Raw genomic sequence first — 23,323 nt, forward strand, 5'->3', positions numbered from 1 at the left:
TCGGGCATCGGTTCTGCAGTCGACATCCCCAGACCGGGCCTCGGGCAAACCCCCTCGACGCACCTGCGTGATCCGCGCGGGTGGCAGGGTGGCCGGGCATCGGCCAGGGTGGGGGCGTGGCTTTGGTGTTGGCGTTCGGCGTCGTCCTCCTGATCAGCGTCTCCCTGTCCGGTCTCGCCGCGCGGTCCGTGCTGTCCACGGCGCTGCTGTTCCTGGTCGCGGGCGCCCTGATCGGCCCGGGTGGGTTCGCCCTGGTGGACGTGCCCTCCGACGGGCCGCTCGTGAGCACCCTGGCCGACCTGGCCCTGTTCACGGTGCTGTTCACCGACGGGCAGCGGGCGAACGTCCGCGCGCTGCGGGCGGGCTGGCGGCTGACCGGGCGGGCCCTGGGCCTGGCGATGCCGCTGACCATGGTCGGCATCGCGCTGCCCGCGCACTACCTGGCGGGCCTGGACTGGACGACCGCCTTCCTGCTCGGGGCGATCCTGTCCCCCACCGACCCGGTGTTCGCCTCGGCGATCGTCGGGCGCACGGACGTGCCGCCGCGGGTGCGCGGGCTGCTCAACGTCGAGTCCGGGCTCAACGACGGCCTCGCCCTGCCGTTCGTGCTGATCTTCCTCGCCTCGGCCGCCCAGCAGGACGCGCACCTGGGCACCGTGGCCCTTGAGCTGGTCCTCGGCCTCGCGCTCGGCGTGGCGGTGCCCGCGGCGATCTCCTATGCCTGGCGGCTGCGCCTGCTCACCGCCGAGCCCCGCCTGCACGCCCTGGGGCCGCTGGCGATCGCGGTCATCCTCTACGCCGCCTGCCACCTCACCCACGCCAACCCCTACCTCGCCGCCTTCGCCGCCGGGTCCACCCTGGTCACCCTCGACCCCGCGGCCGCCCACCACTTCGAGCGCGTCGGTGACCTGCTCTCCGAGGTCACCAAGTTCGCCGCGCTGCTGGTCTTCGGCGCGCTCATCACCCCCGAGCGCATCGCCGACCTGAGCCTCGGCGCCTGGGCGGTGGCGGTGCTGGCGATCCTGCTCGTGCGGCCCGCGGCGATGGCGCTGTCGCTGGTGCGCACCCCGCTGCCGGGCACCGAGCGCGCGGTGGTGGCGTGGTTCGGCCCCAAGGGTTTCGCCTCGGTCGTCTACGGCCTGCTCGTCCTGCAGTCCGGGATCGCCGCGGCCGAGGACGTCTTCGACCTCGTGGCCATCACCATCGCCCTGTCGATCGTCCTGCACTCCTCCACCGACGTCCCCATCGCCAAGGCGCTGAGCGTCGAACCCCCCGACGACCTCCCCAGCGGCCACCGCCGGGACGAGGACGACCAGGAGGACACCCGGAGTTGACCCGGAGTTGCCCCTGGGCTGCGGTGCCGGTGCGCTAGTGGGCAGGCTCGGGTGCCGGGCTGAGGGCGTTGAGCAGCAGCGCCGCGGCCAGCAGGGTCGCGCCGACGGTGCCCGCGATGGTGAGGCGGTCGCCGAGGAAGAGCACCGCCAGGACGGTCGCGGTGAGCGGTTCGAGCATGCTCGCCAGTGCCGCGGTCACCGCGGGCGAGCCCCGCAGGCCCGCGAAGTACGCGCCGTAGGCCACGGCGGTCGGGACGGCGCCGAGGAACGCGGCGATGAGCAGCACGTCGGCGCGCAGCGGCAGGACCATGCCGAGGGGCAGGGCGAGCGGGAGCAGCAGGACGCCGCCGACCAGCAGGCCGAGCGCGTTCGTGGCACCGCTGGTCAGCCCGGGGACCAGGCGCCGGTTGAGGATGGTCAGCGCGGCGAAACCGGCGCCGGAGAGCAGGGACAGCAGGATGCCGCCCGCGGTGTGCGGGAGCGGGCCGTCCCCGGGTGTGCCCGCCAGCAGCGCCAGCCCGGTGACGGCGAGGGCGATCGCGACCAGGGTGCGCGGCTGGGGGTCGCGCAGGGTCGCCAGGGCGACGAAGACCGGGACGCTGCCGATGGTCAGCAGGGTCGCGAGGCTGACGGAGGTCAGCACCACCGCCCCGAAGTAGCCCGCCTGGAACAGCCCGATCAGCGCGCCCGCCGCGAGCAGCCTGCGGACGGCGGCCGTGGTGCGGGGCAGGTTGGAGAGGCGGCTGGACAACGCGAACGCGGCCAGGCCGCCGCCGATGAGCAACCGGTAGGCCGCGACGGCGACCGGGTGCAGGCCGGTGCGGGACTGCAGCAGGGCACCGGCGAGCCCGCCGGTGCCCCACAGGAGCCCGGCGAGGAACAGCATGGATCGACTGGAGAACATGGCGGGATCGCTCCGACGACAGAGGGACAGGACGTCCGTCTGCGGGGCTCAGCCCTGACACCGGGTTCGGCGGACCGCCGAACCCGTCGCTCGCCCCGCGCTCAGCGCGCGGGTGGCGGGGTGATCGTGAACAGTCGGTGCACGACGGGAACCCTAACCCGGCGGACGTCCGACGCGCGAAGGTATTTGGCGCCGCACCGATCCGAGAAGGCGCCGAGAGGGCGCAGACAGCGACCGGCGGCAGGGATCGCACCCCTGCCGCCGGTCGCCACCGGTTCGTCAGCGTCAGCTGGTCGTGCAGCTCACCACGCTGACGCCGCCCGCGGCCTGGCCGTTGGCGACGAAGCCGAAGGTCGTGCTCGCCGACGGCGCGAGCGCGCCGTTGTGGGCCGCGTTGGTCACCGTGGCGCCGCTCAGCGTGCCGTTCCACAGGCTGCCGATCGTGCGGCCGCCTGCGAGCGACAGGACGACGCTCCACCCCCGGGTCGCGCTGGTGCCGGTGTTGGCCACCGTCACCTCCGCCTGGAAGCCGCCCGACCAGCTGTTGAGCGTGCGGTAGGTGGCCGTGCAGCCGGACCCGCCGCCACCGCCCGCCGTCGTCGTGGCCGAGACCGCCGTCGACGCCGCGGAGGTGTTGCCCGCCGCGTCCCTGGCCCGCACCGTGTAGCTGTAGGTGGTCGACGCGGTCAGGCCGGTGTCGGTGTGCGAGGTGCCCGTGGCGGTGGCCACCTTGGTGGCGCCGCGGTAGACGTCGTAGCCGGTCACGGCGACGTTGTCGGTCGATGCGGCCCAGGACAGGGCCACCGAGGACGACGTCCTGGCGCCGACGGCCAGTCCACTGGGGACCGACGGCGCGACGGTGTCCTCACCGGTGCCGCCGCCGTAGCGCTCGGCCAGGCTGATGCCGGTGGTGCTGCCCGCGCCGCCGAGGCGGACCTGGTGGTCGAGGCTGACGAACTTGCCGTTGTGCTGCCACAGGGCGGGCTTGAGCAGCGCGTACTTGGTCTCGTCCCAGGTCTTCCAGTCGTCGAGCAGCAGTCCGCCGGTGTCGCCGGAGTTGGGGTTGAGCACCCAGAACGTCTGGTGCAGGCCCTCCTCCTTGATCAGGTCGCGCAGGGCGGTCATCCAGCGGTCCTGGCGCTCGTCCTGGCCGAGGCGCCCGCCCCACTCGCCGAGCAGCAGCGGGGCGATGTTCTCCTCGTGGATGTAGAGCCAGTTCGGCCGCCACACGTCGGTGGTCAGGGTCGCCTTCGTGAACGGCTTCTGGAACCACGGCTGGTCGAACACCAGCGGGCCGTAGTCGTGCGGGGAGTAGACCAGCTGGTCCTGGTGGGCACCGAGGTTGACGGGGTGCTGGCGCACGCCGCGCAGGTTGCCGCCCCACCAGTTGTAGTAGTAGTTCGGCGACAGGTCGGGATTGGTGTTCGGCGAGCTCCAGTTCTTGCCCTCGCGCGGGTAGACCTCGATGCCCTCGCAGAGGATCAGGACCTTGGGGTTGATCGCCAGGATGCGCTTGCCCGCGGTCTCGCAGGCGTGCTTCCAGTTGTCGACATCGGTGGTGCCGTCCCACTTGGCGCGCGGCGGCTGGTTCGGCGTGCCGTGCGGCTCGTTCTCGATGTCCATCGCGACGATGGTGTCGTCGGTCTTGTACCGCTCGGTGACCCATTCCCAGGTCTGGTAGAAGATCTCCGGGGTGATCGCGCCCTTGTACCACATGGGGTAGACGTGGCCGGAGTTGTCGGCCTCCGCGCTGTGCACGTCCAGCATCACCTTGATGCCGAAGCGCTCGCACAGCTCCAGGAAGTAGTCGAACACCTGGAGGTTGTTCTTGCCCGCCAGCTCGGGGTTGGCGTAGGTGTTGACGTTGGGCACCACCGTCTGGCCGTTCTTCCACTCCAGCAGCAGCTGGGTGGAGACCGGCACGCGGACGATGTTGATGCCGCGGTCGGCCATCGACTTGGTGATCTCGGTGATGTTGCCCGACCACAGCCCGTGGAAGACCCGCTCGGTGGCGTTGAAGCCGAACCAGTTGGTGCCGGTGAGCCAGACGCGGTCGCCCGCCTCGTCGACGATCTGGTTGCCCTCGACGTGCAGCCAGTCCTCGGTGGGCGCGGCGGTGGCCGTGGGGACGGCGGCGACGGCGCCGAACGCCGTCGCGGCGGCGGCGGCAAGGGCCACCGCCCAGCGCCACCGCGCTCGCCCTGTACCTCTGACCTTCATGTCGTACCTCGATCTTCCAGTGGACTTGACACGAGCACAGAGCCCTGGGAGCGCTCCCAAACTCGGCCGAGTGTATGAGCGAGGTAACACATAGGCAATATGCCGCGAGCGGTTAAGCGGTCAGGCTCCTCGCATCCGCTCGGCCATCGGCGGCTGGACACCGTCCGGGCAGTCGTCCAGCAGGACGGCGCCGCGCTCGGAGATCCGGTGCAGGGCCGAGCCGTTGTGGCGGAACGTGGTCACCAGGCCCGCGTCCCGCAGGATGGTGGCGTGCTGGCTGGCCCCCGCCGGGGAGATGCCCAGCGAGCGGGCGAGCTCGGTCGTGTTGACGTGCGGGCGCTCGGCGATCGCCCACAGCACCTTGGCCCTGGTCCGGCCCAGCAGCGCGATCAGCGAGTCGCAGTGCGGCGCGCGCGCCTCGGCCACCGCGGTCCAGGTCGAGTCGCGGACCACCGGGTAGACCAGGGTCGGCGGGTCGACGCTCTCCCCCAGGGAGACCGGGGTCCCGCACCAGAAGAACGCCGGGGCCAGGGTCAGGCCGCGGCCCGCCAGGTGCACCGTCCGGTCCACCGGGTGATCGATCTCCAGCACTGGCGCCGTCCACCGGACCGCGGGGTGCAGGTTGGTGAGGACGGACTCGAACCCGCTTGCCAGCGCGGATTCCACACGGGATCTCCCGTCTTGGCGCACGTAGTGGGTGATGCTCGACCAGTACGGCTCGACGGCGACGGCGCGGAACGCCGACGGTGACGCCGACGGCCCCAGTTGCAGCCGCACCCTGCGGTGCCACGGGGCGAACGCCGGGTCGGCGCACCTGGTCTGGAACAGTTGTCTCGCAACCAACAACTCCCATGTCGGCCGCGGCTCGGTCAGCACCCGTATCCGCAGTAGATCCTCGCCCGTGAAGTGGACGCGTAGCACCGGACCTCCCCCTCTGCTCCGGCTTTCGAGCTTATGGGGGCGAGGGTCGTTGAATTCTATACTTCCCGTGGATCGTCTGGACCATGGTCGCGGACCCCTGAGCTGCGGGAACCGACGGAAACCGGACGATCGGACCGGCAGAAACCGGCGGAAGTGTCGGACGGGTGCGGTAGTTTTCCTGCCGGTGGGGGTTCAGGGAGCTGTTGGGGGGACGGTGACCGGAGGATTCGGGGCGCAGCTGATCGCGCATCGCAGGCGGGTGGGAATCACCCAACAGGAGTTGGCGCAGCGGGCGGGGATCAGCGTGCGCGCCCTGCGCGACATCGAGCAGGGCAGGGTGAAGCAGCCGCACGCGCAGTCGCTGCGCAGGCTGACCGCCGTGCTCGGCGACCAGACCGGCAGCGAGCGCGCGGTCCGCGTCTCGGTGCTCGGACCGCTGCTGGTGCGCAGAGCGGGCGAGGCGGTCGACCCCGGCCCGGCCATGCAGCGGCGGCTGCTGGGACTGCTGGCGCTGCAGGCGAACGAGGCGGTGTCCCGCGAGGAGATCGTCGACTTCCTCTGGGGCAACCGGATTCCGGCCACCTACCCGAACCTGATCCACACCTACGTCGCCCGGCTGCGCAAGCTGCTCGACGACGAGGGCAGGCTGAGCCGGGCAGGCTCCGGGTACCGGCTCACCCTGGCCACCGAGCAGTGCGACCTGCTGGAATTCCAGGCCGCGACGGTGGACGCCGACGAGGACGCCTACGACCAGGCGCTGGCCCTGTGGCGGGGCCCGGTGCTCTCCGACGTCGACCCGGGGCTGGCCCAGCACCCGGCGGCCGTCGCCGCGGTCCGCCAGCGCACCACCGCCGTGCTCGCCCACGCCGACCTCGCGATCCGCCGCGGCGCCCACCAGCAGGCGCTGCGCAGGCTGTGGGAGGCGCTGCAGACCGATCCGCTGCACGAGGGCGTGAACGCGCGGATCATGCTCGCGCTGGCCGCGTCCGGCCAGCGGGTCGCGGCCCTGCGGCTGTTCAAGGACGTCAGCACGCAGCTCGACGAGAGCCTCGGGATCGCGCCAGGGCCCGAGCTGGAGGGCGTCTACCTGCGCATCCTCCGCCAGGAGTCCGGGCAGGCCGAGATCGGCTCCGCCCTGGTGCCCGCGCAGCTCCCGCCCGGCCCGGCCACCTTCTCCGGGCGCGCGGCGCACCTGCGCGAGCTGGACGCGCAGCTGTCGCTCACCGGCGGCCGGGCCGCGGTGACGGTCATCAGCGGCACGGCGGGGGTCGGCAAGACCTCGCTGGCCGTGCACTGGGCCCACCGCGTCCGCCACCGCTTCAGCGACGGCCAGCTGTTCTTCAACCTGCACGGCTACTCCGAGAGCGCGCCGCGCACGGCGGGCGACGCGCTGAACAGCTTCCTGCAGGCCCTCGGCGTCCCCCCGGCGGCGATCCCGCTCGACGTGGACACCCGGGGCGCGCTGCTGCGCTCCATGCTGGCCGACCGGCGCGTCCTGCTGGTGCTGGACAACGCCGTCAGCGCCGAGCAGGTGCGCCCGCTGATCCCGGCGAACCCGAACTGCGCGGTCGTGGTCACCAGCCGCAACGACCTCTCCGGCCTCCGGGTCCGCGACGACGCCCTCATCCTGCGCCTCGACGTCCTGACCCACGCCGAGGCCACCGACCTGCTGCGCGCCCTGGTCCACGGGGAACCGGACACAGTGGACGAGCTGGCCCGGCTGTGCGCGCACCTGCCGCTGGCCCTGCGCATCGCCGCGGCGAACGTCTGCCTCGGCGCCTACGAGTCGGTGGCCGACTACACCGCGGCCCTGCGCGACGGCAACCGGCTGCGCGAGCTGTCGGTCAGCGGCGACAGCACCACCGCGGTGCACGCCGCCTTCGCCCTGTCCTACGCCGCCCTGGACCCGCGGGCCGCCCGCGCGTTCCGGCTGCTGGGCCTGGTCCCCGGCGCGGACATCGGACTGCCCGCGGCCGCCACCCTGCTGGGCATGTCCGTCGAGGAGGCCGCGGGCACCCTCGACCAGCTCGTCGCCGCGCACCTGGTCCAGCGCCGCGCCCGCGACCGCTTCCACTTCCACGACCTCCTGCGCCTCTTCGCCGCGCAACGCTGCGTGGAGGAGGACGACGACGCCGAGCGGGAGCACGCCCGGCAGCGGCTGCTGCTGCACTACCTCCACAGCGCCCACCACGCCACCAGCTCGCGCTACCCGGGGATGCTGCGCCTGTGCGACATCCCGCCCTTCGTCACCGCCGCCGCCGCTCCCCCGCCCGATGACTGGCTGGAAGCCGAGCGCGCCAACCTCTCGGCGATGGTCCAGCACATGGCCGAGCACGGGCCGCGGATGGGCGCCTGGCTGCTGACCGACGTGCTGCGCGGGTTCCTGTGGCGGACCTACGACGTGCAGAACTGGGAGACGATGTCGCTGGCGGGGCTGGCCGCCGCCGAGGCGGAGAACGACCAGCGGGCAACCGCGGCGATGCACTACAGCGCGGGCGCGGCGGCGCAGTACTGCCTGTGCGACACCGGAATCGCCGAGGAACGCCTGGAACGGGCCCAGCAGCTGTTCCGGGAACTGGGCGCCACGCACGGGCGGGCGGCGGCGCTGGACGGCCTGGGGATGGTGCACCACAAGGCCGGGCGGGCGGAGCAGGCGGTCAAGGCGCTGGGCGAGGCCCTCGACCTGTGCAGGCGGGAGCGCTCCGCCGCGGGCACGGCCCGGGTGCTGTGCAACCTGGGGGAGATCACGGCCGGGACGGCGGTCGCGTTCGACCACCTGGCCGAGGCGCTGTCACTGGCCGGGCTCCTGGCGGATCGCCACATCGAGGGCCACGCCCTGCACAACCTGGGGTACGCGCACTGGCGCGCGGGGCAGTTCGACGACGCCATGCGGGACTATCGGCGGGCGCTGGAGTTGCGGGAGGAGATCGGCGACACCGAGGGCCGCGGGACCACGATGGACGCGATCGGGACGCTGCTGTGCGCGACCGGGAATCCGACCACGGGGCGGCGGTACTGGTACGAGGCGCTGGTCACCCTGGAGAGCATCGGGCACCCGGTGGCCGAGGAGATCCGCGCTCGCCTGGCCGACCTCCGGTAGGGCGCCAAGCCCCCTTCAGAGCGCCGGAGCGGGCGATATGTCCGGGTCGAGGCCGAACTTCCGCAAGGCGGCGGGGAGATCCTCTTGTTCATGGGCGCTGATCAGCGTCGACGCGACTTGCCGCAGCTTGGAGTTCGTATTCTGCGACGCGCCCTTCAGCAGCCGGAAGCTCGATTCCACGTCGCACTGGTAAACGCGCATCAGCAAACCCTGCGCCTGCCCGATCGTCTGGCGCGTGTCCAAGGCGGTGTTCAGCTGGTCCACCAGGCTGCGGCTGTCGTGGAACAGCTGCGCGTTGTCGAAGACGACCCCCGCGTGCAGGGTCAGCAGCAGCACGATGTCATAGGCGGTCTCGTCGAACTGGTGCGGCGAACGCGAGTAGAGCGTCAGCACCGCCGCCGTCGAGCGCTGGGTGGGGATCGGCAGGGCGAGGGCGCTGCGGTAGCCGCGACGGGCCAGCTGGGCGCTGAAGGCGGGCCAGCGCTGGTCGCTGGCGGTGTCGTCGATGCGCCGCGGCTCACGGAACTGGAGGGCTTCGGCGATCGGGTCGTGGGCGATGGGCGCCTCCGGCTCGCCGACGCCGTCCAGTTCGACCGCGGCGACGGTTTCGATGCCGTCCGCCGTGCGCACGGTTATGGTGGCCTCGGCGCACCCCGGGACCGTGCGGACGACCCGGGACACGAATCTTGTCAGGACCGCGTTGATATCGTCGTCCTCGGACAAGCGGGACACCTCGACCAGTTCCTGGGCGAGCGTCAGCGCGCGCTCGACAGCGCCAGTCATCGCAAGTCCTCCACGGCAGCGGCCAGATGAGCCAGGCAACCGGCCTTGCCGCTTCAGGGGGCCGGAGGCGAAACGTCATGCCTGGATGCTGCGCTGCCGAACATCCGTCGGCCGAGACTGTACAGAACCCACCGGTCCTCTAGAATCACCAGTGCCGCGGTTGTGCAGTCAGCCGGGCAGCACTGCATGCCATCCGGCAGCAGCGCTGCAGGCCGTCCTCATACGGTTCCCTGACTGCCCCTGGGCCTTTCATCTCGTGGGGAGTTCGGCCTCGAACCGCAGGCACGAACGGAGACTTCCCCCATGTCAGCCCCATCAACCCTCATGTCAGCCCCACCCACCGAGTGCGCATGAGTGGCTACGCCGTGCCGGATGACCCCATCCGCGCCCAGGCGGCCACTTTCGACACCGGCGCGCTGCGGGTCGCCTTCGCCGAGCCCGACCCGACGGTGCTCCTCGTGGAGGTGGCGGGCGACCTCGACATGGCCACCGCGCCCCGCCTGGACGCCTGGCTCTCCGCCGCGCTGGTCCTCGACAAGCACACCCTGGCCGTGCTGGACCTGAGCAGGGTGGGGTTCCTCGGTGTCGCGGGCATCACCACGCTGCTGCACCACCGCTCCCGCGCCCACGAGCACTACATCGCGTTCCGCGTCGTGGCCGCGGGGCGGCCGGTGCTGCGGCCCCTGGCCCTCCTCAGCCTGGACCGCGTGTTCGACGTCCACGCCACGCTGGACGAGGCCCTGGACTAGTCCAGGGCCAGCGCGATGACGACCTCCAGGGTGCGCGGCCCGTGCACGCCCTCCACCCGCTCCAGTTCGATGTCGCTGGTCGCCGACGGCCCGCTGACCCACGTCTGCGTCCGCACGTCCCGCAGCGCGGCCACCGCGTCCGGCACCCCCGCGGCGACCTGCTCGGCCCGCACGACGACCAGGTGGTAGTCCGGGACCAGGGTCAGCGCGCGCGGGCCCTGGTCGGCGGCGTCGTGGTCGAGCACGATCGTCCCGGTGTCGGCGACGGCGACGTGGCACGCGGTGATGACGGCGTCGACCCGGTCCAGCTCGGCCACGCCGCTGGGCGCGCGGTCGCCGCCCCACTCCGGCGGGCAGCCGGGCGCGGCCACGACCCGGGCCGCGCCGCGCGCGGCGATGGCCTCCGCGATGGCCGCGGGGACGTCGGCGGTGACGCGGACCTGGGCGCGGTAGTCCCGCAGCACCTCCGCGAAGCGCTCGATGTCGCCGGGGCCGCGGGAGCCCGCGGCGCGGTAGTCCCTCGGGATGGCGGCGGAGGGCCGGTCGGCCAGGGCGGCGCGGACGCGGGCGAGGATGGCCGCGCGGGCGTCGGTCATCGGGACTCCCACCAGTCGCGGAAGGTCTGGGGCGGCGGCTGGGGGAGGTCGCGGGCGCGGGTCCAGGCCGACAGGGGTGGCGGCAGGGAGCGGGCCCGGGACAGCAGCCGGGTGAAGCGGCCCGCGCGCAGCAGGCGCGACCAGCGGCGGGCATCGGACATGGCCCAGGCGGCAACGCGCATGGCCGCGGCTTCCGGCGCGGGCTTCGGCACCCGGGCGCGCAGGTGGACGAGCATGGCGGGGATGTCGATGGCGACCGGGCAGACGTCGAGGCAGACCCCGCACAGCGAGGAGGCGTACGGCAGGGTCGGGTTGCGGTCGACGCCGGTGAGCTGCGGGGAGAGCACCGCGCCGATCGGGCCGGGGTAGGTGGAGCCGTAGGCGTGGCCGCCGGTGCGCTCGTAGACCGGGCAGGAGTTCAGGCAGGCCGAGCAGCGGATGCAGCGCAGGGCCGCGCGGCCGCCGGGGTCGGCGAGGGTGGCGGTGCGGCCGTTGTCGAGCAGCACCACGTGGCTGGTCTGGCCCTCGGTCGGGCCGGTCCACACCGAGGTGTAGGGGTTCATCCGCTCGCCGGTCGAGGAGCGCGGCAGCAGTTGCAGGAAGACCTCCAGGTCCTGCCAGGTGGGGATCAGCTTCTCGATGCCCACGACGCTGATCAGGGTGCGCGGCAGCGTCAGGCACATGCGCCCGTTGCCCTCGGACTCCACCACGACCAGGCCGCCGGTGTCGGCGACGGCGAAGTTGGCGCCGGAGATGGCCACGTCGACGGTCATGAACTTGCGCCGCAGGTGCGCGCGGGCGGCCTCGGCGAGGGCCCGCGGGTCGTCGGAGAGGTCCTGGTCGCCCATGGCGGCGCGGAAGATGTCGCGGATCTCGGCGCGGTTGCGGTGGATGGCGGGGACCAGGATGTGGCTCGGCCGGTCGTGCCCCAACTGGATGATCAGCTCGGCGAGGTCGGTCTCCACGGCGGCGACGCCCGCGGCGGCCAGGGCCTCGTTGAGCCCGATCTCGGCGGTGGCCATCGACTTGACCTTGATGACCTCGCGGGCGTCGCCGACCAGCCCGGTGACGATCCGGCAGGCCTCCTCGGCGTCGCGCGCCCAGTGGACGGTGGTGCCGCGCTCGGCCAGGGCCGCCTCGAAGCGCGTCAGGTAGGTGTCGAGGTTGGCCAGGACGTCGTCCTTGATGGCCGCGCCCGCGGCCCGCAGCGCGGCCCAGTCCGGCAGCTCCCCGACGACGGCGGCGCGCTTGGCGCGGATGGTCCCGGTGGCCTTGGCCAGGTTGCGGCGCAGCTGCGCGTTGCCCAGCGCCTCCCGGGCGGCGGCGGGAAACGGCGCGCCGGTGAGGTTCCCGCTGCCCGCGGGCATACCCAGGAAGGTCATCACTGCCCTGCCAGGATCTCGGCGAGGTGCACGGTCCGCACGCCGCCGCGCAGCCGGGACAGGCCGCCGCCGATGTGCATGAGGCAGGAGGAGTCCCCCGCGGTGAGGACCCGCGCCCCGGTGCCCAGCACGGCGGTCATCTTGTCGGTGAGCATGGCGGTGGAGGTGTCGGCGTTCTTGAGCGCGAAGGTGCCGCCGAAGCCGCAGCAGGTCTCCGCGTCGGGCAGCTCGACCAGGTCGATGCCGCGCACCGCGCGCAGCAGCCGCAGCGGCCGCTCCCCCACCCGCAGCACGCGCAGCGAGTGGCAGGTCGGGTGGTAGGTCACCCGGTGCGGGAAGTACGCGCCGACGTCGGTCACGCCGAGCACGTCGACCAGGAACTCCGAGAGCTCGTGGGTCTTGGCGGCGACGGCGGCCGCCGCGTCGGCCAGCGCCGCCGACCCGTGCTCGCGCGCGGTGTCGGCGTGCTGGTGGCGGATCGAGCCCGCGCAGGAGCCCGACGGCGTGACCACCACGTCGGCGTCGGCGAAGGCCGCGACGTGGTTGGCCACGACCGGCACGGCCTGCTCCGGGTAGCCGGTGTTGATGTGCATCTGCCCGCAGCAGGTCTGCCCGCGCGGGACGACGACCTCGTGGCCCAGCCGTTCGAGCAGGGTCACCGTCGCCTTGCCGACCTCGGGGAACAGCCCGTCGACAAGGCACGTGACGAACAGGGCGACTCTCACCCGGTCGAGCTTAGGCCGTCTTTCGGATGTGGAGCATGACTCAGACGCGCCGGTACTCCTCCCACGTGCGCTTGGGGGTCACCGCGGGGCCGTCGTCCGGGCCGCGGTTGGCCAGGCCGTTGCGGCCGAGGTAGTAGTCGCCCGCCTGGTGCTGGGCGGCCGGGGACATGTCGGTGTCGGCCAGGGCGACGGCGTGGATGTGGTAGCCCCAGTCGCCCTGGGCCGGGGTGCGCACCCAGGCCGCGAAGCCGACCCTGCGCAGCTCGCGGGCGACGGTGGTGCGGGTCGTGGCGGTCATGCCGGAGACGGAGATGTCGAGGACCCCGCCGCCGTCGTGGGTGCCCGCCGAGCCGGGGTTGCCGGTGTTGTAGGAGCCCTGGGTGATGCCGAGGGTGCGGCCCAGGAGCCGTTCGGCCTCCAGGAGCATCGCCTTGGTGCGGGTGTTCATCTGCACACCGCGGTAGCTGACCCGGGTGCCGGGTGAGAGCGCGTAGGTGACGGTGTAGCGCGACTCGCCGAGCTGGCGCAGCGAGCCCTGACCGGGCAGCCCGGAGGCGTCGAGGCCGGTGTAGCCGAGCGAGCGCTGGTACGCCGCGTACGCCTCGATGGTCTTGGTGCCGAAGTGCCCGTCGACGTATTCCGCGGCCAGCAGGTTGCGGGCGTCGAGCGCCTGCTCGACCAGCCGCACGCTGTCGCCGCTGCCCGGCGTGATCGCCGAGTCCGCCCGCCGCGGGTCGATCTGCGCCGCCTTGACCACCGCTTCCATGTTGACCGCGGGCAGCGCCTGCGCGACCGCGCCGGGCACGACCGTGATCCCGACGGCGGCGACGACGGCGGCCAGCACACCCCGTAAGCCCATGGCGACTCCTCACTCGATGCGGACGTGATGAGTCAATCGCCCACACCAGGGGATTCGCAAGGACCAAGTGCCGGACGGGCGCGCGGGAGGCCGCGCACCCGTCCGGCCCGGGTCACGCCGGGGTTCCAGTCCAGGGAACGGCCGGTCATGGCGAGCAGGCGGCGCCGCGGGTCGGCGTCGTCGGGGACGGGGACGCGCGGGGCGAAGATCGTGCCGCCCTCGGCCCACAGCTCGCCGGTGTCCGGGTAGCGCCCGACGATCGTGAGCGCGGCCTCGACCAGCTCGGGGTCGAGGGCGATGTCGACGCCGATCGCGCGGGCGAGGTCCCAGCCGTGCACCAGGACGTCGGCGAAGTGCACCGACAGGGCGGTCGCGCCGTTCACCGAGCGGCCGATCACCGCCATCTCGAAGGACACCTCCAGCGCGGCGTCGTCGACGAAGGCCCCGGTCAGGGCTGCGGCCGCGACGCGGTAGTCGCGCCGGGGGTCCTCGCCCGCCTCGCGCTTGGGCAGGCCGGTGACCCGGGCCACCAGGTTGTGGTTGTTGTCGACCAGGTGGCCGATCACCTCGCGGACGGTCCACTTGTCGCAGGGGGTGGGCAGGTCGAGCTGCTCGTCGGTGAGTTTGTCGATCACCGTGCCGGTCGACTCCACCGCGCGGCGGTCCAAGGCCCTGATGTCCATGGCGGCTCCAAAGTTGTACGAACGATCGGTCAGATAGTTTCAGATGATCACCCCGGTCGTCTAGATTGACTTCGTGGACGGCCGACTGGCGCGGGGCGAGCAGACCCGCCGCACGATCCTGCGCCGGGCGGCGGACATCGCCTCGGTGGAAGGGCTCGAAGGGCTGACCATCGGCAGGCTGGCCACCGAGCTGGGACTGAGCAAGAGCACCGTGTTCGCCCACTTCGGGTCCAAAGAGGACCTCCAGCTCGCCGCCATCGCCCACGCCGAGGAGATCTTCCGCGACGAGGTCATCCGCCCCGCGCTGACCGCCCCGCCCGGCCGGGCCCGCCTCATCGCCCTGTGCGAGCAGTGGCTCGCCTACTCCCGCAGGCGGGTCTTCCCCGGCGGCTGCTTCTTCGCGGGCGTCCTCGCCGAGTTCGACGCCCGCGAGGGCCGCGTGCACGACGCGGTGCTCACCGGCAGCGCCCAGTGGAACGCCCTGCTGGCCGACCTCGTCAGCGTCGCCGTCGACCTCGGCGACCTCCCCGGGGGCACCGACCCCCACCAGGTCGCCTTCGAGGTCGACGCCCTGGCCCGCGCCGCCAACACCGAGGCCGTCCTCACCAACTCCGAGACCGCCTACGACCGCGCCATCACCGGCATCAAGGCCCGCCTCAACCCTTGATCAACATGTCCGTAGGGTATCGGCCACACCCATCCCCACCTTTGAAGGAGTGACACCGTGGCCGTTTCCGCGGACCTGGCCAAGCAGCTCGACAAGGCCTACGAGAACCTCTCCGTCGCCGAGATCCTGGACGCCCCCGTCGCCGCCCTGGCAGGCGTCAGTGAGGGCGACGCGGAGAAGCTGGCCGCGGCCTTCGACATCAGCACCGTCCGCGACCTGGGCGCCAACAAGTACTTCCGCCTGGCCGCCAGCCTGGTGGACTTGGACGCGCAGACCAAGTGATGTGACGGGCGGGTGGGGCAGGCGCCCCACCCGCCCACTCACCCGGACCGGGCCGCGCGGGGCAGTGAGACCACGATGGTCAAACCGCCGCCCGGGGTGTCCTCCGCGGTGATGGTGCCGCCCATGGCCTCGGTGAAGCCCTTGGCCACGCTCAGCCCGAGGCCGATGCCGGTGCTGGGATCGCGGTCACCCAGGCGCTGGAACGGGGAGAACACCCGGTCGGACGTGTGCTTGGGCAGGCCAGGGCCGTGGTCGACGACCCGCAGCTCGACGTGGTCGCCGTGGGCACTGGCCCGGACGGCGACCCGCGGGTCGGGACCGCCGTGGCGCAGGGCGTTGTCGACGACGTTGGCCACGACCCGCTCCAGCAGGCCCAGGTCGGCGGTGACACCGGGCAGGCGCTCGTCCACCTCGACGGTGACCGCCCCGTCGATGCCGATGAGGGCGCGGGCGACGACCTCGTCGTAGCCGACCGCGCGCAGGTGCGGGGCCACCGCGCCCGCGGCGATGCGGGAGGAGTCCAGGAGGTTGTCGATCAGGGCGACGAGCCGGTCGGCCGACTCCTCGATGGCGGCCTGCAGTTCGCCGGTGTCGTCCTCGGACAGCCGCAGCCCCGGGTCGCGCAGGCTGCCCACGGCGGCCTTGATCGAGGTGAGCGGGGTGCGCAGGTCGTGGCCGACGGCCGAGAGCAGGGCGGTGCGCAGCCGGTCGGCCTCGGCGCGGCGCTGGGCCAGCGCCGCCTCGGCGGCCATCCGCTGCTGGCGCAGGGCGAGCAGGGCCTGGCCCGCGGCGGTCTCCAGGATGCGCTGGTCGGACGCGGGCAGCGCGCGCCCGCGCAGCGCCAGGTGCACCTCGGCGGTCACCGGCACGTCGACGTCGGCGTCGTCGGGCTCGTCGCAGGGCTCCGGCCCGGCACAGGCCACCCGCTCCCAGCGGGTGTCGCGGCGCTCCAACAGCGCGACCGACTCCAGCCCGAAGTTCTCCCGCACCTTCTCCAGCAGCCGGTCCAGCGGGGCCGGGTGGGTGAGCACCGTGCGGGCGTAGGAGGAGATCAGCTCGGCCTGGGTGCGGGCCCGCGCGCCCCGCACGGCGAGCTGGGTCGCGCGGTCGACCACCACGGCGACGACCACCCCGACGGCGAGCATCGCCAGCAGGGCCACCACGTTCTCCGGCCCGGCCACCGCGACGCTGCGGTACGGCGGGGTGAAGAAGAAGTTCAGCAGCCCGGCGCCCAGCACCGCGCTCAGCAGCGCGGGGCCGAGCCCGCCCACGAGCGCGGCCACGACGGTGGCCAGGAAGAAGCCGCTGGCGGCGTGCGGGTCGAGCACGAAACCCGCGGCGGTGGCCGCGGCGGGCAGGACGACGGCGGCCAGCCAGCCCAGCCACACCCGCCACCCGCGCAGGGACCGGCCGCCGAAGCGCCGCCGGTCCCCGGCCTCGTCGTGGGTGACCATGTGCACGTCGATCGGCCCGGACAGCTGCACGGTCGTCCAGCCGATGCCCTCGTCCAGGGCCCTGGCCAGCCGTGAGCGCCGGGACGTGCCCACCACGAGCTGGGTGGCGTCGACCCCGCGGGCGAACTCCAGCAGCGCCGTCGGCACGTCGTCGCCCACCACGGTGTGGAAGGTGGCGCCGACGTCCTCGGCGGTGCGCCTGCACGCGGCCACCACCTCGGGCGGGGTCCCGGCCAGGCCGTCGCCGCGCAGGACGTGCACCACGAGCAGGTCGGCGCCCGCCCGGTTGGCGACGCGCCGGGCCCGCCGGATCAGCGTCTCGCTCTCCGCGCCGCCGGTCACCGCGGCCACGACCCGCTCCCTGGCCTCCCAGGTCTCGGTGATCTCCTGCTCGGCGCGGTGGCGGCGCAGGGCGACGTCGACCTGGTCGGCGACCCAGAGCAGGGCCAGCTCGCGCAGCGCGGTGAGGTTGCCGAGGCGGAAGTAGTTGCCCAGGGCGGCATCGATCCGGTCGGCGGGGTAGACGTTGCCGTGCGCGAGCCTGCGCCGCAGCGCCTCCGGGGTGATGTCGACCAGCTCGATCTGCCCGGCCGCGCGGACCACCTCGTCGGGCACGGTCTCGCGCCTGCGCACCCCGGTGATGCGCTGGACGACGTCGCTGAGGGATTCGAGGTGCTGGACGTTCACCGTGGACAGCACGTCGATGCCCGCGTCCAGCAGCTCCTCGATGTCCTGCCACCGCTTGGGGTTGCGGGAGCCGGGGGCGTTGCCGTGGGCGAGTTCGTCGACGACGGCGACCTCGGGCCCGCGCGCGATCAGCGCGTCGACGTCCATCTCGGGCACGGCGGGGTGCCCGACCGCGCGGACCGGGACGACCTCGAGGCCATCGAGCAGCTCGGCGGTCTTGGCCCGGCCGTGCGCCTGCACCAGGCCGATGACGACGTCGGTGCCCCGCTCCCGGCGGCGGCGCGCCTCGCAGAGCATGGCGAAGGTCTTGCCGACGCCCGGCGCGGCGCCGAGGTAGATGCGCAGCTCCCCGCGGCGGGCCATGGCGCTCCTCCCCTCGGCGCCGCCGGTCGGGCGCGGACCCGATCCTCCGACACCCCGCTCACCCGGGCCACCCCGGGTGGCCTACGAGATCAGCGCCGGGTCGAGGACGTCGGCGAGGGCGGCGAACCAGCGCTCGGCCATCTTCGCGTTGCCCGTCTCGTTGGGGTGCACGCCGTCGCTGGTGTCGTCGGCGACCGAGAAGCCGGTCCAGTGGTCCACCGCGGTGACCGGGGAGCGGGCGGTGGTGTTCGCGGCGGCCCAGGCGGCGATGGCGGTGTTGAGGGCCGCGACGCGCGGTGGGCAGCCGGGTTGGCTGCCCGGGTCCATCGGGGCGATGCGGGCCACGAGCAGGGTGATGTCGGGGTGGTGGGCGCGCATGGCGGCCAGCAGGGTGTCGAAGGCGGCCATGACGGACGCCTGCGAGCGGGTGCCGCGCCAGATGTCGTTGGTGCCGAAGTGCATCAGGACGACGTCGGGGTCGGTGGCGCGCAGCCAGCCGGTCAGCAGGCCCGCGGCGGCGACGTCGGTGACCAGGGCGCCGCTGTGGCCCTCGTGCGCGTCGTCGTAGTCGGCGTCTTGATCAACACCGTCGCGCTGGGTGCCGACGAATTCGACGGCGGCTGGGCCGAAGGTGGCGACGACGCGGTCCCAGAGCAGGCGCCGCCAGCCGTCCTCGGCGGAGGTGATGGAGTCGCCGAGCGGCAGGACGCGCAGGGTTCTCGTTCCGGTCACGGGTGTCCTCCGGGAAGGGTCACGCACTGGCCGCTGGCCATGCTGGTCTCGGCGGCGCTGGCCATGGCGATGGTGCCCAGGTTCGCCCGGCCGCTGATCTCGCTGTCCACGCCCGTGCGCACGGCGCGGACGAACTGGTCGACCACGGCCCAGCGGTCGCGCACCACCGGGATGCCGACCGGGACCTCCGTCGTGGCGCACCCGCCCACGCGGGCGAACCGGGCGTAGGCGCCGTCGGCGGGCTCGGACCCGGCCCACTCCAGCACCCCGTCGTCGCACTCGACGGTCCAGGTGCCCGTCCACTGCGTCGGCGGGGCCGGGCTGTTCGCGCTGGCGCTGTAGAGGGCGGTCACGCCCGAGGCGAACTCGATCTCCGCGGAGAACGAGGCCAGCGCCTGGTCCCCGGACTGCCCGCGCGGCCACGAGCGCGCGGTGATCCACCTGGCCTCGCCGAAGAACGCGCGCAGCAGGTCGAAGTGGTGCACCGAGATCTGCCACAGCACCGAGCTGTCCACCCAGCCCGCCGGGAACCGCTGGTTGCGTCGGAAGGACACCGTGACGTGCCGCGTCCGTCCGACGACCTCCTGGGCCAGCAGGTGCCGCACCTGCGAGGTCGCGGCGAAGAATCGATAGTCCTGCGCGACGGCGAGGACGCACCCGCGCTCGCGCGCGAGGCGGACCAGGTCCTCGGCCTCGGTGAGGTCGACGGTGAACGGCTTCTCCACCAGCACGTGCTTGTCGGCGATCAGCGCCGCCCTGATCACCTCCCCGTGCGACGCCGGGTCGGTGGTGACGAGCACCGCCTCGGCGTCCACCGCGTCGAGCGCCACCTTGAGTCCGGAGTGGATTCTCGCGACGCCGGTGGCCGCGACGAAGGCCGCGGCGTGGTCCGGATCGGACTCCGCCCAGGCGAGGACCCGCAGGCCCGGCGCGGCGGGCAGCACCCGCAGCGCCCAGTCGGTCCCCCGGCCGCCGAGGCCGACCTGCACGGCGCTGACCGGCCCGATGCTGACCGGCCCGGCGCTGACCGGCCCGGCGCTGACCGGCCCGCTCACGGCCGCCACCCCATCCGGCCGCCGGTCATCGGCTGTGCAGGTCGATCTCGGCCAGTTCCTCGGCGTCGAAGTCGAGTCTGCTCGCGGCGGCGACGCTGTTCTCCAGCTGCCGGACGCTGCTGGCGCCGATCAGCGCGGAGGTGACCCGGCCGCCGCGCAGCACCCAGGCCAGGGCCAGCTGGGCCAGGCTCTGGCCGCGCCGCTTGGCGATGCCGTCCAGCGCGCGGATCGTGGCCAGCACGTCCTCGGTGATGCCCTCGGCGTTGAGGAACGGGCTGGCGCCCGCGGCCCGGGAGTCGCCCGGGATGCCGCCCAGGTAGCGGTCGGTCAGCAGGCCCTGGGCCAGGGGCGAGTACGCGATCGTGCCCGCGCCGACCTCGTCCAGGGCGTCCTGCAGGCCGTCCTCGATCCAGCGGTCGAGGATGTTGTAGGCGGGCTGGTGGATCAGCAGCGGGGTGCCCAGCTCGGCCAGGATCGCGGCGGCCTCGCGGGTCTGCTCGGCAGAGTAGTTGGAGATGCCCGCGTACAGCGCCTTCCCGGAGCGCACGGCGGTGTCGAGCGCGCCCATCGTCTCGGCCATGGGCGTCTCGGGGTCGGGGCGGTGGCTGTAGAAGATGTCCACATAGTCCAGACCGAGGCGGCCGAGGCTCTGGTCGAGGCTGGACAGCAGGTACTTGCGCGAGCCCCACTCGCCGTACGGACCGGGCCACATGTCGTAGCCCGCCTTGGTGGAGACGATGATCTCGTCGCGGTACGGCCGAAAGTTTCGGGCGAACAGCGCGCCGAAGTTGGCCTCGGCGGACCCCGGCGGCGGGCCGTAGTTGTTGGCCAGGTCGAAATGGGTCACGCCCAGGTCGAACGCGCGGCGCAGGATCGCCTCCTGCACGTCGAAACCGCGGTCCCCGCCGAAGTTGTGCCACAGGCCCAGGGAGATCGCGGGCAGCTTGAGTCCGCTGCGGCCGGAGCGCCGGTAGGGCATCTCGGCATAGCGGGACTCCGCGGCCACGTACGGGTCGGTCATCGAAATCCTTCCAAAGGTGCGGTGCCGCCACGGGAGCGGAAAAACCCCGCCGCGCGCGACCAGCGTTCCACGGACGGACGGCCCGCGACCAGATCCAGAATGGCCCGGTCACCCGGGCCGTGCGCGACACCCGCGGTCGACCCCGGCCCGACGCGCTGAACCGGGCCCGTTGAGCGGGCACGACACCGACGAGCCGAGGCGTCGGTCGGTCGCCACGCCGACGATCTGGGGCGGTCGGCACGAGGCCGACCGCCCCAGATCGCACCCCCGGGTCGCGCGCCCCAGATCGCGCGTCTATGAGCGCACCGGCGCCGCGCACAGCGCGTTGGCCGAGCGCAGGACCTCGGGCGAGGTGAACGCCGTGGGGTCGACGGTGGCGGTGGTGCGCACGTGGAAGGCGTGCCGCTCGCCGGGCAGCAGGGTGACCAGCATGTCGTCGGTGACCGCGTCGGGGGCGACCCGGTCGGCGAACACGGCGATGTCGCGGGCGAAGGACGACGCGGTGACGTCCACCCGGTAGCCGCCCTCGACCCTGGTCACCTCGGCGCTCAGCGCGGCGGGGTCGTAGGGCAGCTCGGTGTCCTCCGCGAAGGTGTGGATCACCCGGACCTCGCCCGCGGTCGCGACCAGCACCTCGGCGGCCCCGCCCGCGAGCACGGCGGCGGGCAGGTCGACGCGGTCGGCGGCGCGGGCGGCGACCTCCAGCGGCAGGCTCGCCTCGGCGACGGTCTCGCCCGTGAGGGTCAGCCGCCGCAGGAGCAGCTCGCCCGCCCAGGGCTCGTCGGTGTCGTTGACCGCGATGAGGGCGGGCACACCGTCGCGCGGCTGGATGGTGAGCAGGCGCGGGGCGAAAGCGCGGCGCAGGGCGTAGTAGAGCGGCTTGGGGCGCTCGTCGCCGTCGATGGCCGCCCAGGACGTGACCGGCCAGCAGTCGTTGAGCTGCCAGACCAGCGCGCCCGCGGTGCGCGGCCACCACGACCGGAAGTGCTCGACGCCGAACTGGACGGCGCGGGCCTGGTTGAGCTGGGTCGCCCAGTGCCAGTCGGCGAACCCCGCGGGGATCGGCAGGTGCGGGGCCAGGCCGCGGTCGAGCTTGCCGTTGCCGTCCTCGGCCTTCTGGTGCAGCAGGAAGCCCGGCGAGGTCGGGGTCATCGGCGCGTCGTGGACCCAGTCGGTCAGCGTCGCCCAGGTGGGCGGGCCCTGGAAGCCGAACTCCGAGCAGAAGCGCGGGACGTGGGCGCGGTAGCGGGTGTAGTCCTCGCGGTTCCAGACCTCCCACTCGTGCCGGGTGCCGTGGTCCTCGTCATTGGGGTGGATGTCGCCGGGGCTGTAGGGGCTGCCCGGGGCGTAGTGCCGGGTCGGGTCCAGTTCGGCCACGATCGCGGGCAGCAGCTCGGTGTAGTAGCGCAGGCCCCAGGTCTTGCCCTGGAGCTGCTCGGGCCAGCCCCACTCGACGAAGCCCCAGAGGTTCTCGTTGTTGCCGTTCCACAGCGCCAGCGACGGGTGCGGGGTCAGCCGGGCCACGTTCTCCCGCGCCTCGGCCTCGACCTCGCTCCACAGCGGCTCCTCCTCGGCGTAGGAGGAGCAGGAGAACGGGAAGTCCTGCCAGACCAGGACGCCGCGCTCGTCGCAGACGTCGTAGAAGTCCTCGGTCTCGTAGATGCCGCCGCCCCAGATCCGCAGCATGTTCATGTTGGCCGCGACCGCCTGGTCGACGCGGCGGGCCAGCCGCTCCCGGGTGACCCGGGTGAGGAAGTGGTCGTCGGGAATCCAGTTGGCGCCCTTGGCGAAGACCGGCTTGCCGTTGACCACGAAGGTGAACGGCGTGCCGACCTCGTCGGGCGCGGTGTCCACGGTGATCGTGCGGAACCCGACGCGGCGGCGGTAGGCGTCCCCGCCGGTGAGGGTGACCTCCAGCTCGAAGAGCGGCTGCTCGCCGTACCCGGCGGGCCACCACAGCGGGGCGTCGGGGACCTCCACCTCGACCACGGCGCCGGTCTCGCCCGGGGGCACGGTGGCCGCCACCGTGATGCCCGAAACTGTTGCGGTGAGGGTGAGTTCGGCGTCCTCGTCGGCGCGCTCGACGTCGGCGTGCACGCGCACCCGGCCGGTGCCGTCGTCGTCCACTGTGACCAGCGGGCGCACGGTGGCCAGGCGGGCGGTGTGCCAGCGCTCCAGCCGCACCGGCTTCCAGATGCCCGCCGTCTGCAGGTCGGGGCCCCAGTCCCAGCCGAAGGCGCACGCCATCTTGCGGATCATGTTGAACGGGTGCGGGTAGACGTGGTCGCGCCAGCCCAGCTCGGCCTCGACCCGCTCGGCGTGGGCCAGCGCGGAGCCGAAGTCCACGGCCAGCTCGTTGGCGCCCTCGCGCACCAGGGCGGTGACGTCGAAGCGGTAGGAGCGGTGCATGTTGACCGTGCTGCCGACGACGGTTCCGTTGAGGCTCACCGTCGCCACGGTGTCCAGGCCGTCGAAGGCCAGCTCGACGCGCTCCCCCGGCGCGGCGGCCGAGGCGGTGAACTCCGTGCGGTACTGCCAGTCGGCGCGGTGGGTCCAGGCGAGGTCGGCCTCGACCTCGTCGAGGTACGGGTCGGCGATGAGCCCGGCGGCGAGCAGGTCCAGGTGGGTGCTCCCCGGCACGGCGGCGGGCACGTCGGCCCCGGCGATCGCGGCCGGGACCGGCCCCGCGGTGGTCCGCAGGCGCCAGCCGTCGTGCAGTTCCTGGCGAATCATGTGCTCGCTCCTCAGCGCCGGTGGAGTAGGCTCGCTTCGATTCTTACGCCAGCAACTAAAGTAAGTCAACGAA

Annotated in this window: 19 protein-coding genes; 5 read left to right on the forward strand and 14 right to left on the reverse strand. The window is 73.1% G+C overall.

Annotation, left to right across the window (positions count from 1 at the left end):
• The first annotated feature begins 116 nt into the window (after nt 1–116).
• Nucleotides 117–1,334 carry a cation:proton antiporter gene (locus ACTG9Q_RS16135; protein ID WP_455573596.1) on the forward strand — a complete coding sequence of 406 codons (1,218 nt, stop codon included), beginning with the start codon at nt 117–119 and terminating at the stop codon, nt 1,332–1,334.
• Nucleotides 1,335–1,368: 34 nt separating this feature from the next.
• Here the strand turns inward: ACTG9Q_RS16135 and ACTG9Q_RS16140 are convergent, their stop codons facing one another.
• The 3 genes from ACTG9Q_RS16140 to ACTG9Q_RS16150 form a co-directional block, all read right to left on the reverse strand.
• On the reverse strand, nt 1,369–2,220 hold the full coding sequence (locus ACTG9Q_RS16140; RefSeq protein WP_455573597.1) for a DMT family transporter: 852 nt from the start codon (nt 2,218–2,220) through the stop codon (nt 1,369–1,371).
• Between the two features lie 303 nt (nt 2,221–2,523).
• Nucleotides 2,524–4,416 carry a cellulase family glycosylhydrolase gene (locus ACTG9Q_RS16145; protein WP_455573598.1) on the reverse strand — a complete coding sequence of 631 codons (1,893 nt, stop codon included), beginning with the start codon at nt 4,414–4,416 and terminating at the stop codon, nt 2,524–2,526.
• A 162-nt stretch (nt 4,417–4,578) separates the two neighbouring features.
• Nucleotides 4,579–5,301 (reverse strand): winged helix-turn-helix domain-containing protein, encoded by a 723-nt coding sequence (locus ACTG9Q_RS16150; protein WP_455573599.1) that lies wholly within the window; start codon nt 5,299–5,301, stop codon nt 4,579–4,581.
• A gap of 292 nt (nt 5,302–5,593) precedes the next feature.
• Between ACTG9Q_RS16150 and ACTG9Q_RS16155 the strand changes: the two genes are divergently transcribed.
• Nucleotides 5,594–8,479: a BTAD domain-containing putative transcriptional regulator gene (locus tag ACTG9Q_RS16155; RefSeq protein WP_455573600.1), complete on the forward strand. Its 2,886-nt coding sequence runs from the start codon at nt 5,594–5,596 to the stop codon at nt 8,477–8,479.
• A gap of 15 nt (nt 8,480–8,494) precedes the next feature.
• On the opposite strand, the gene ACTG9Q_RS16160 is transcribed toward ACTG9Q_RS16155, so the two are convergent.
• The gene (locus tag ACTG9Q_RS16160) at nt 8,495–9,262 is read right to left on the reverse strand and encodes an ANTAR domain-containing protein (RefSeq protein ID WP_455573601.1); all 768 of its coding nucleotides are present in this window, start codon (nt 9,260–9,262) and stop codon (nt 8,495–8,497) included.
• A gap of 350 nt (nt 9,263–9,612) precedes the next feature.
• Between ACTG9Q_RS16160 and ACTG9Q_RS16165 the strand changes: the two genes are divergently transcribed.
• Nucleotides 9,613–10,011: an STAS domain-containing protein gene (locus ACTG9Q_RS16165; protein WP_455573602.1), complete on the forward strand. Its 399-nt coding sequence runs from the start codon at nt 9,613–9,615 to the stop codon at nt 10,009–10,011.
• Here ACTG9Q_RS16165 and ACTG9Q_RS16170 read toward each other — a convergent pair.
• Genes ACTG9Q_RS16170 through ACTG9Q_RS16190 form a run of 5 tightly spaced genes read right to left on the reverse strand, consistent with a single transcriptional unit; the run spans nt 10,008 to nt 14,256 of the window.
• Nucleotides 10,008–10,607: a LutC/YkgG family protein gene (locus tag ACTG9Q_RS16170; protein ID WP_455573603.1), complete on the reverse strand. Its 600-nt coding sequence runs from the start codon at nt 10,605–10,607 to the stop codon at nt 10,008–10,010. The genes ACTG9Q_RS16165 and ACTG9Q_RS16170 overlap by 4 nt on opposite strands.
• Nucleotides 10,604–11,989 carry a lactate utilization protein B gene (locus tag ACTG9Q_RS16175; RefSeq protein ID WP_455573604.1) on the reverse strand — a complete coding sequence of 462 codons (1,386 nt, stop codon included), beginning with the start codon at nt 11,987–11,989 and terminating at the stop codon, nt 10,604–10,606. Before ACTG9Q_RS16175 ends, ACTG9Q_RS16170 begins: the two co-directional genes overlap by 4 nt.
• Nucleotides 11,989–12,714 (reverse strand): (Fe-S)-binding protein, encoded by a 726-nt coding sequence (locus tag ACTG9Q_RS16180; RefSeq protein ID WP_455573605.1) that lies wholly within the window; start codon nt 12,712–12,714, stop codon nt 11,989–11,991. The genes ACTG9Q_RS16175 and ACTG9Q_RS16180 overlap by 1 nt, the downstream gene beginning before the upstream one ends.
• A 40-nt stretch (nt 12,715–12,754) precedes the next feature.
• On the reverse strand, nt 12,755–13,573 hold the full coding sequence (locus ACTG9Q_RS16185) for a peptidoglycan-binding domain-containing protein (protein WP_455573606.1): 819 nt from the start codon (nt 13,571–13,573) through the stop codon (nt 12,755–12,757).
• 32 nt (nt 13,574–13,605) lie between these two features.
• Nucleotides 13,606–14,256 (reverse strand): TIGR03086 family metal-binding protein, encoded by a 651-nt coding sequence (locus ACTG9Q_RS16190; protein WP_455573607.1) that lies wholly within the window; start codon nt 14,254–14,256, stop codon nt 13,606–13,608.
• Between the two features lie 73 nt (nt 14,257–14,329).
• Here ACTG9Q_RS16190 and ACTG9Q_RS16195 point away from each other — a divergent pair, with 73 nt between their 5' ends.
• Both ACTG9Q_RS16195 and ACTG9Q_RS16200 read left to right on the forward strand, forming a co-directional pair.
• Complete coding sequence (locus ACTG9Q_RS16195; protein ID WP_455573608.1) at nt 14,330–14,923, forward strand: TetR/AcrR family transcriptional regulator; 594 nt, start codon at nt 14,330–14,332, stop codon at nt 14,921–14,923.
• A 57-nt stretch (nt 14,924–14,980) separates the two neighbouring features.
• Complete coding sequence (locus ACTG9Q_RS16200) at nt 14,981–15,205, forward strand: hypothetical protein (protein WP_455573609.1); 225 nt, start codon at nt 14,981–14,983, stop codon at nt 15,203–15,205.
• 38 nt (nt 15,206–15,243) lie between these two features.
• On the opposite strand, the gene ACTG9Q_RS16205 is transcribed toward ACTG9Q_RS16200, so the two are convergent.
• The 5 genes from ACTG9Q_RS16205 to ACTG9Q_RS16225 form a co-directional block, all read right to left on the reverse strand.
• Nucleotides 15,244–17,709, reverse strand: a complete 2,466-nt coding sequence (locus ACTG9Q_RS16205) for an ATP-binding protein (protein ID WP_455573610.1) — start codon at nt 17,707–17,709, stop codon at nt 15,244–15,246.
• Between the two features lie 81 nt (nt 17,710–17,790).
• Nucleotides 17,791–18,441, reverse strand: a complete 651-nt coding sequence (locus ACTG9Q_RS16210) for an SGNH/GDSL hydrolase family protein (RefSeq protein WP_455573611.1) — start codon at nt 18,439–18,441, stop codon at nt 17,791–17,793.
• Complete coding sequence (locus ACTG9Q_RS16215) at nt 18,438–19,496, reverse strand: Gfo/Idh/MocA family protein (protein WP_455573612.1); 1,059 nt, start codon at nt 19,494–19,496, stop codon at nt 18,438–18,440. The genes ACTG9Q_RS16210 and ACTG9Q_RS16215 overlap by 4 nt, the downstream gene beginning before the upstream one ends.
• Nucleotides 19,497–19,521: 25 nt before the next feature.
• Nucleotides 19,522–20,517, reverse strand: coding sequence for an L-glyceraldehyde 3-phosphate reductase (gene mgrA / locus ACTG9Q_RS16220; protein ID WP_455573613.1), 996 nt, complete (start codon nt 20,515–20,517; stop codon nt 19,522–19,524).
• Nucleotides 20,518–20,811: 294 nt separating this feature from the next.
• Nucleotides 20,812–23,250: a glycoside hydrolase family 2 protein gene (locus ACTG9Q_RS16225; RefSeq protein ID WP_455573614.1), complete on the reverse strand. Its 2,439-nt coding sequence runs from the start codon at nt 23,248–23,250 to the stop codon at nt 20,812–20,814.
• Between the last annotated feature and the right edge of the window lie 73 nt (nt 23,251–23,323).

Source organism: Actinokineospora lacus, assembly GCF_053813445.1.

Coding starts and splice junctions, on each gene's coding strand:
- ACTG9Q_RS16185 (WP_455573606.1), bottom strand. CDS start 13,573: ATGGGCTTACGGGGTGTGCTGGCCGCCGTCGTCGCCGCCGTCGGGATC.
- ACTG9Q_RS16205 (WP_455573610.1), bottom strand. CDS start 17,709: ATGGCCCGCCGCGGGGAGCTGCGCATCTACCTCGGCGCCGCGCCGGGC.
- ACTG9Q_RS16190 (WP_455573607.1), bottom strand. CDS start 14,256: ATGGACATCAGGGCCTTGGACCGCCGCGCGGTGGAGTCGACCGGCACG.
- ACTG9Q_RS16140 (WP_455573597.1), bottom strand. CDS start 2,220: ATGCTGTTCCTCGCCGGGCTCCTGTGGGGCACCGGCGGGCTCGCCGGT.
- ACTG9Q_RS16160 (WP_455573601.1), bottom strand. CDS start 9,262: ATGACTGGCGCTGTCGAGCGCGCGCTGACGCTCGCCCAGGAACTGGTC.
- ACTG9Q_RS16175 (WP_455573604.1), bottom strand. CDS start 11,989: ATGACCTTCCTGGGTATGCCCGCGGGCAGCGGGAACCTCACCGGCGCG.
- ACTG9Q_RS16225 (WP_455573614.1), bottom strand. CDS start 23,250: ATGATTCGCCAGGAACTGCACGACGGCTGGCGCCTGCGGACCACCGCG.
- ACTG9Q_RS16170 (WP_455573603.1), bottom strand. CDS start 10,607: ATGACCGACGCCCGCGCGGCCATCCTCGCCCGCGTCCGCGCCGCCCTG.
- mgrA (WP_455573613.1), bottom strand. CDS start 20,517: ATGACCGACCCGTACGTGGCCGCGGAGTCCCGCTATGCCGAGATGCCC.
- ACTG9Q_RS16165 (WP_455573602.1), top strand. CDS start 9,613: ATGAGTGGCTACGCCGTGCCGGATGACCCCATCCGCGCCCAGGCGGCC.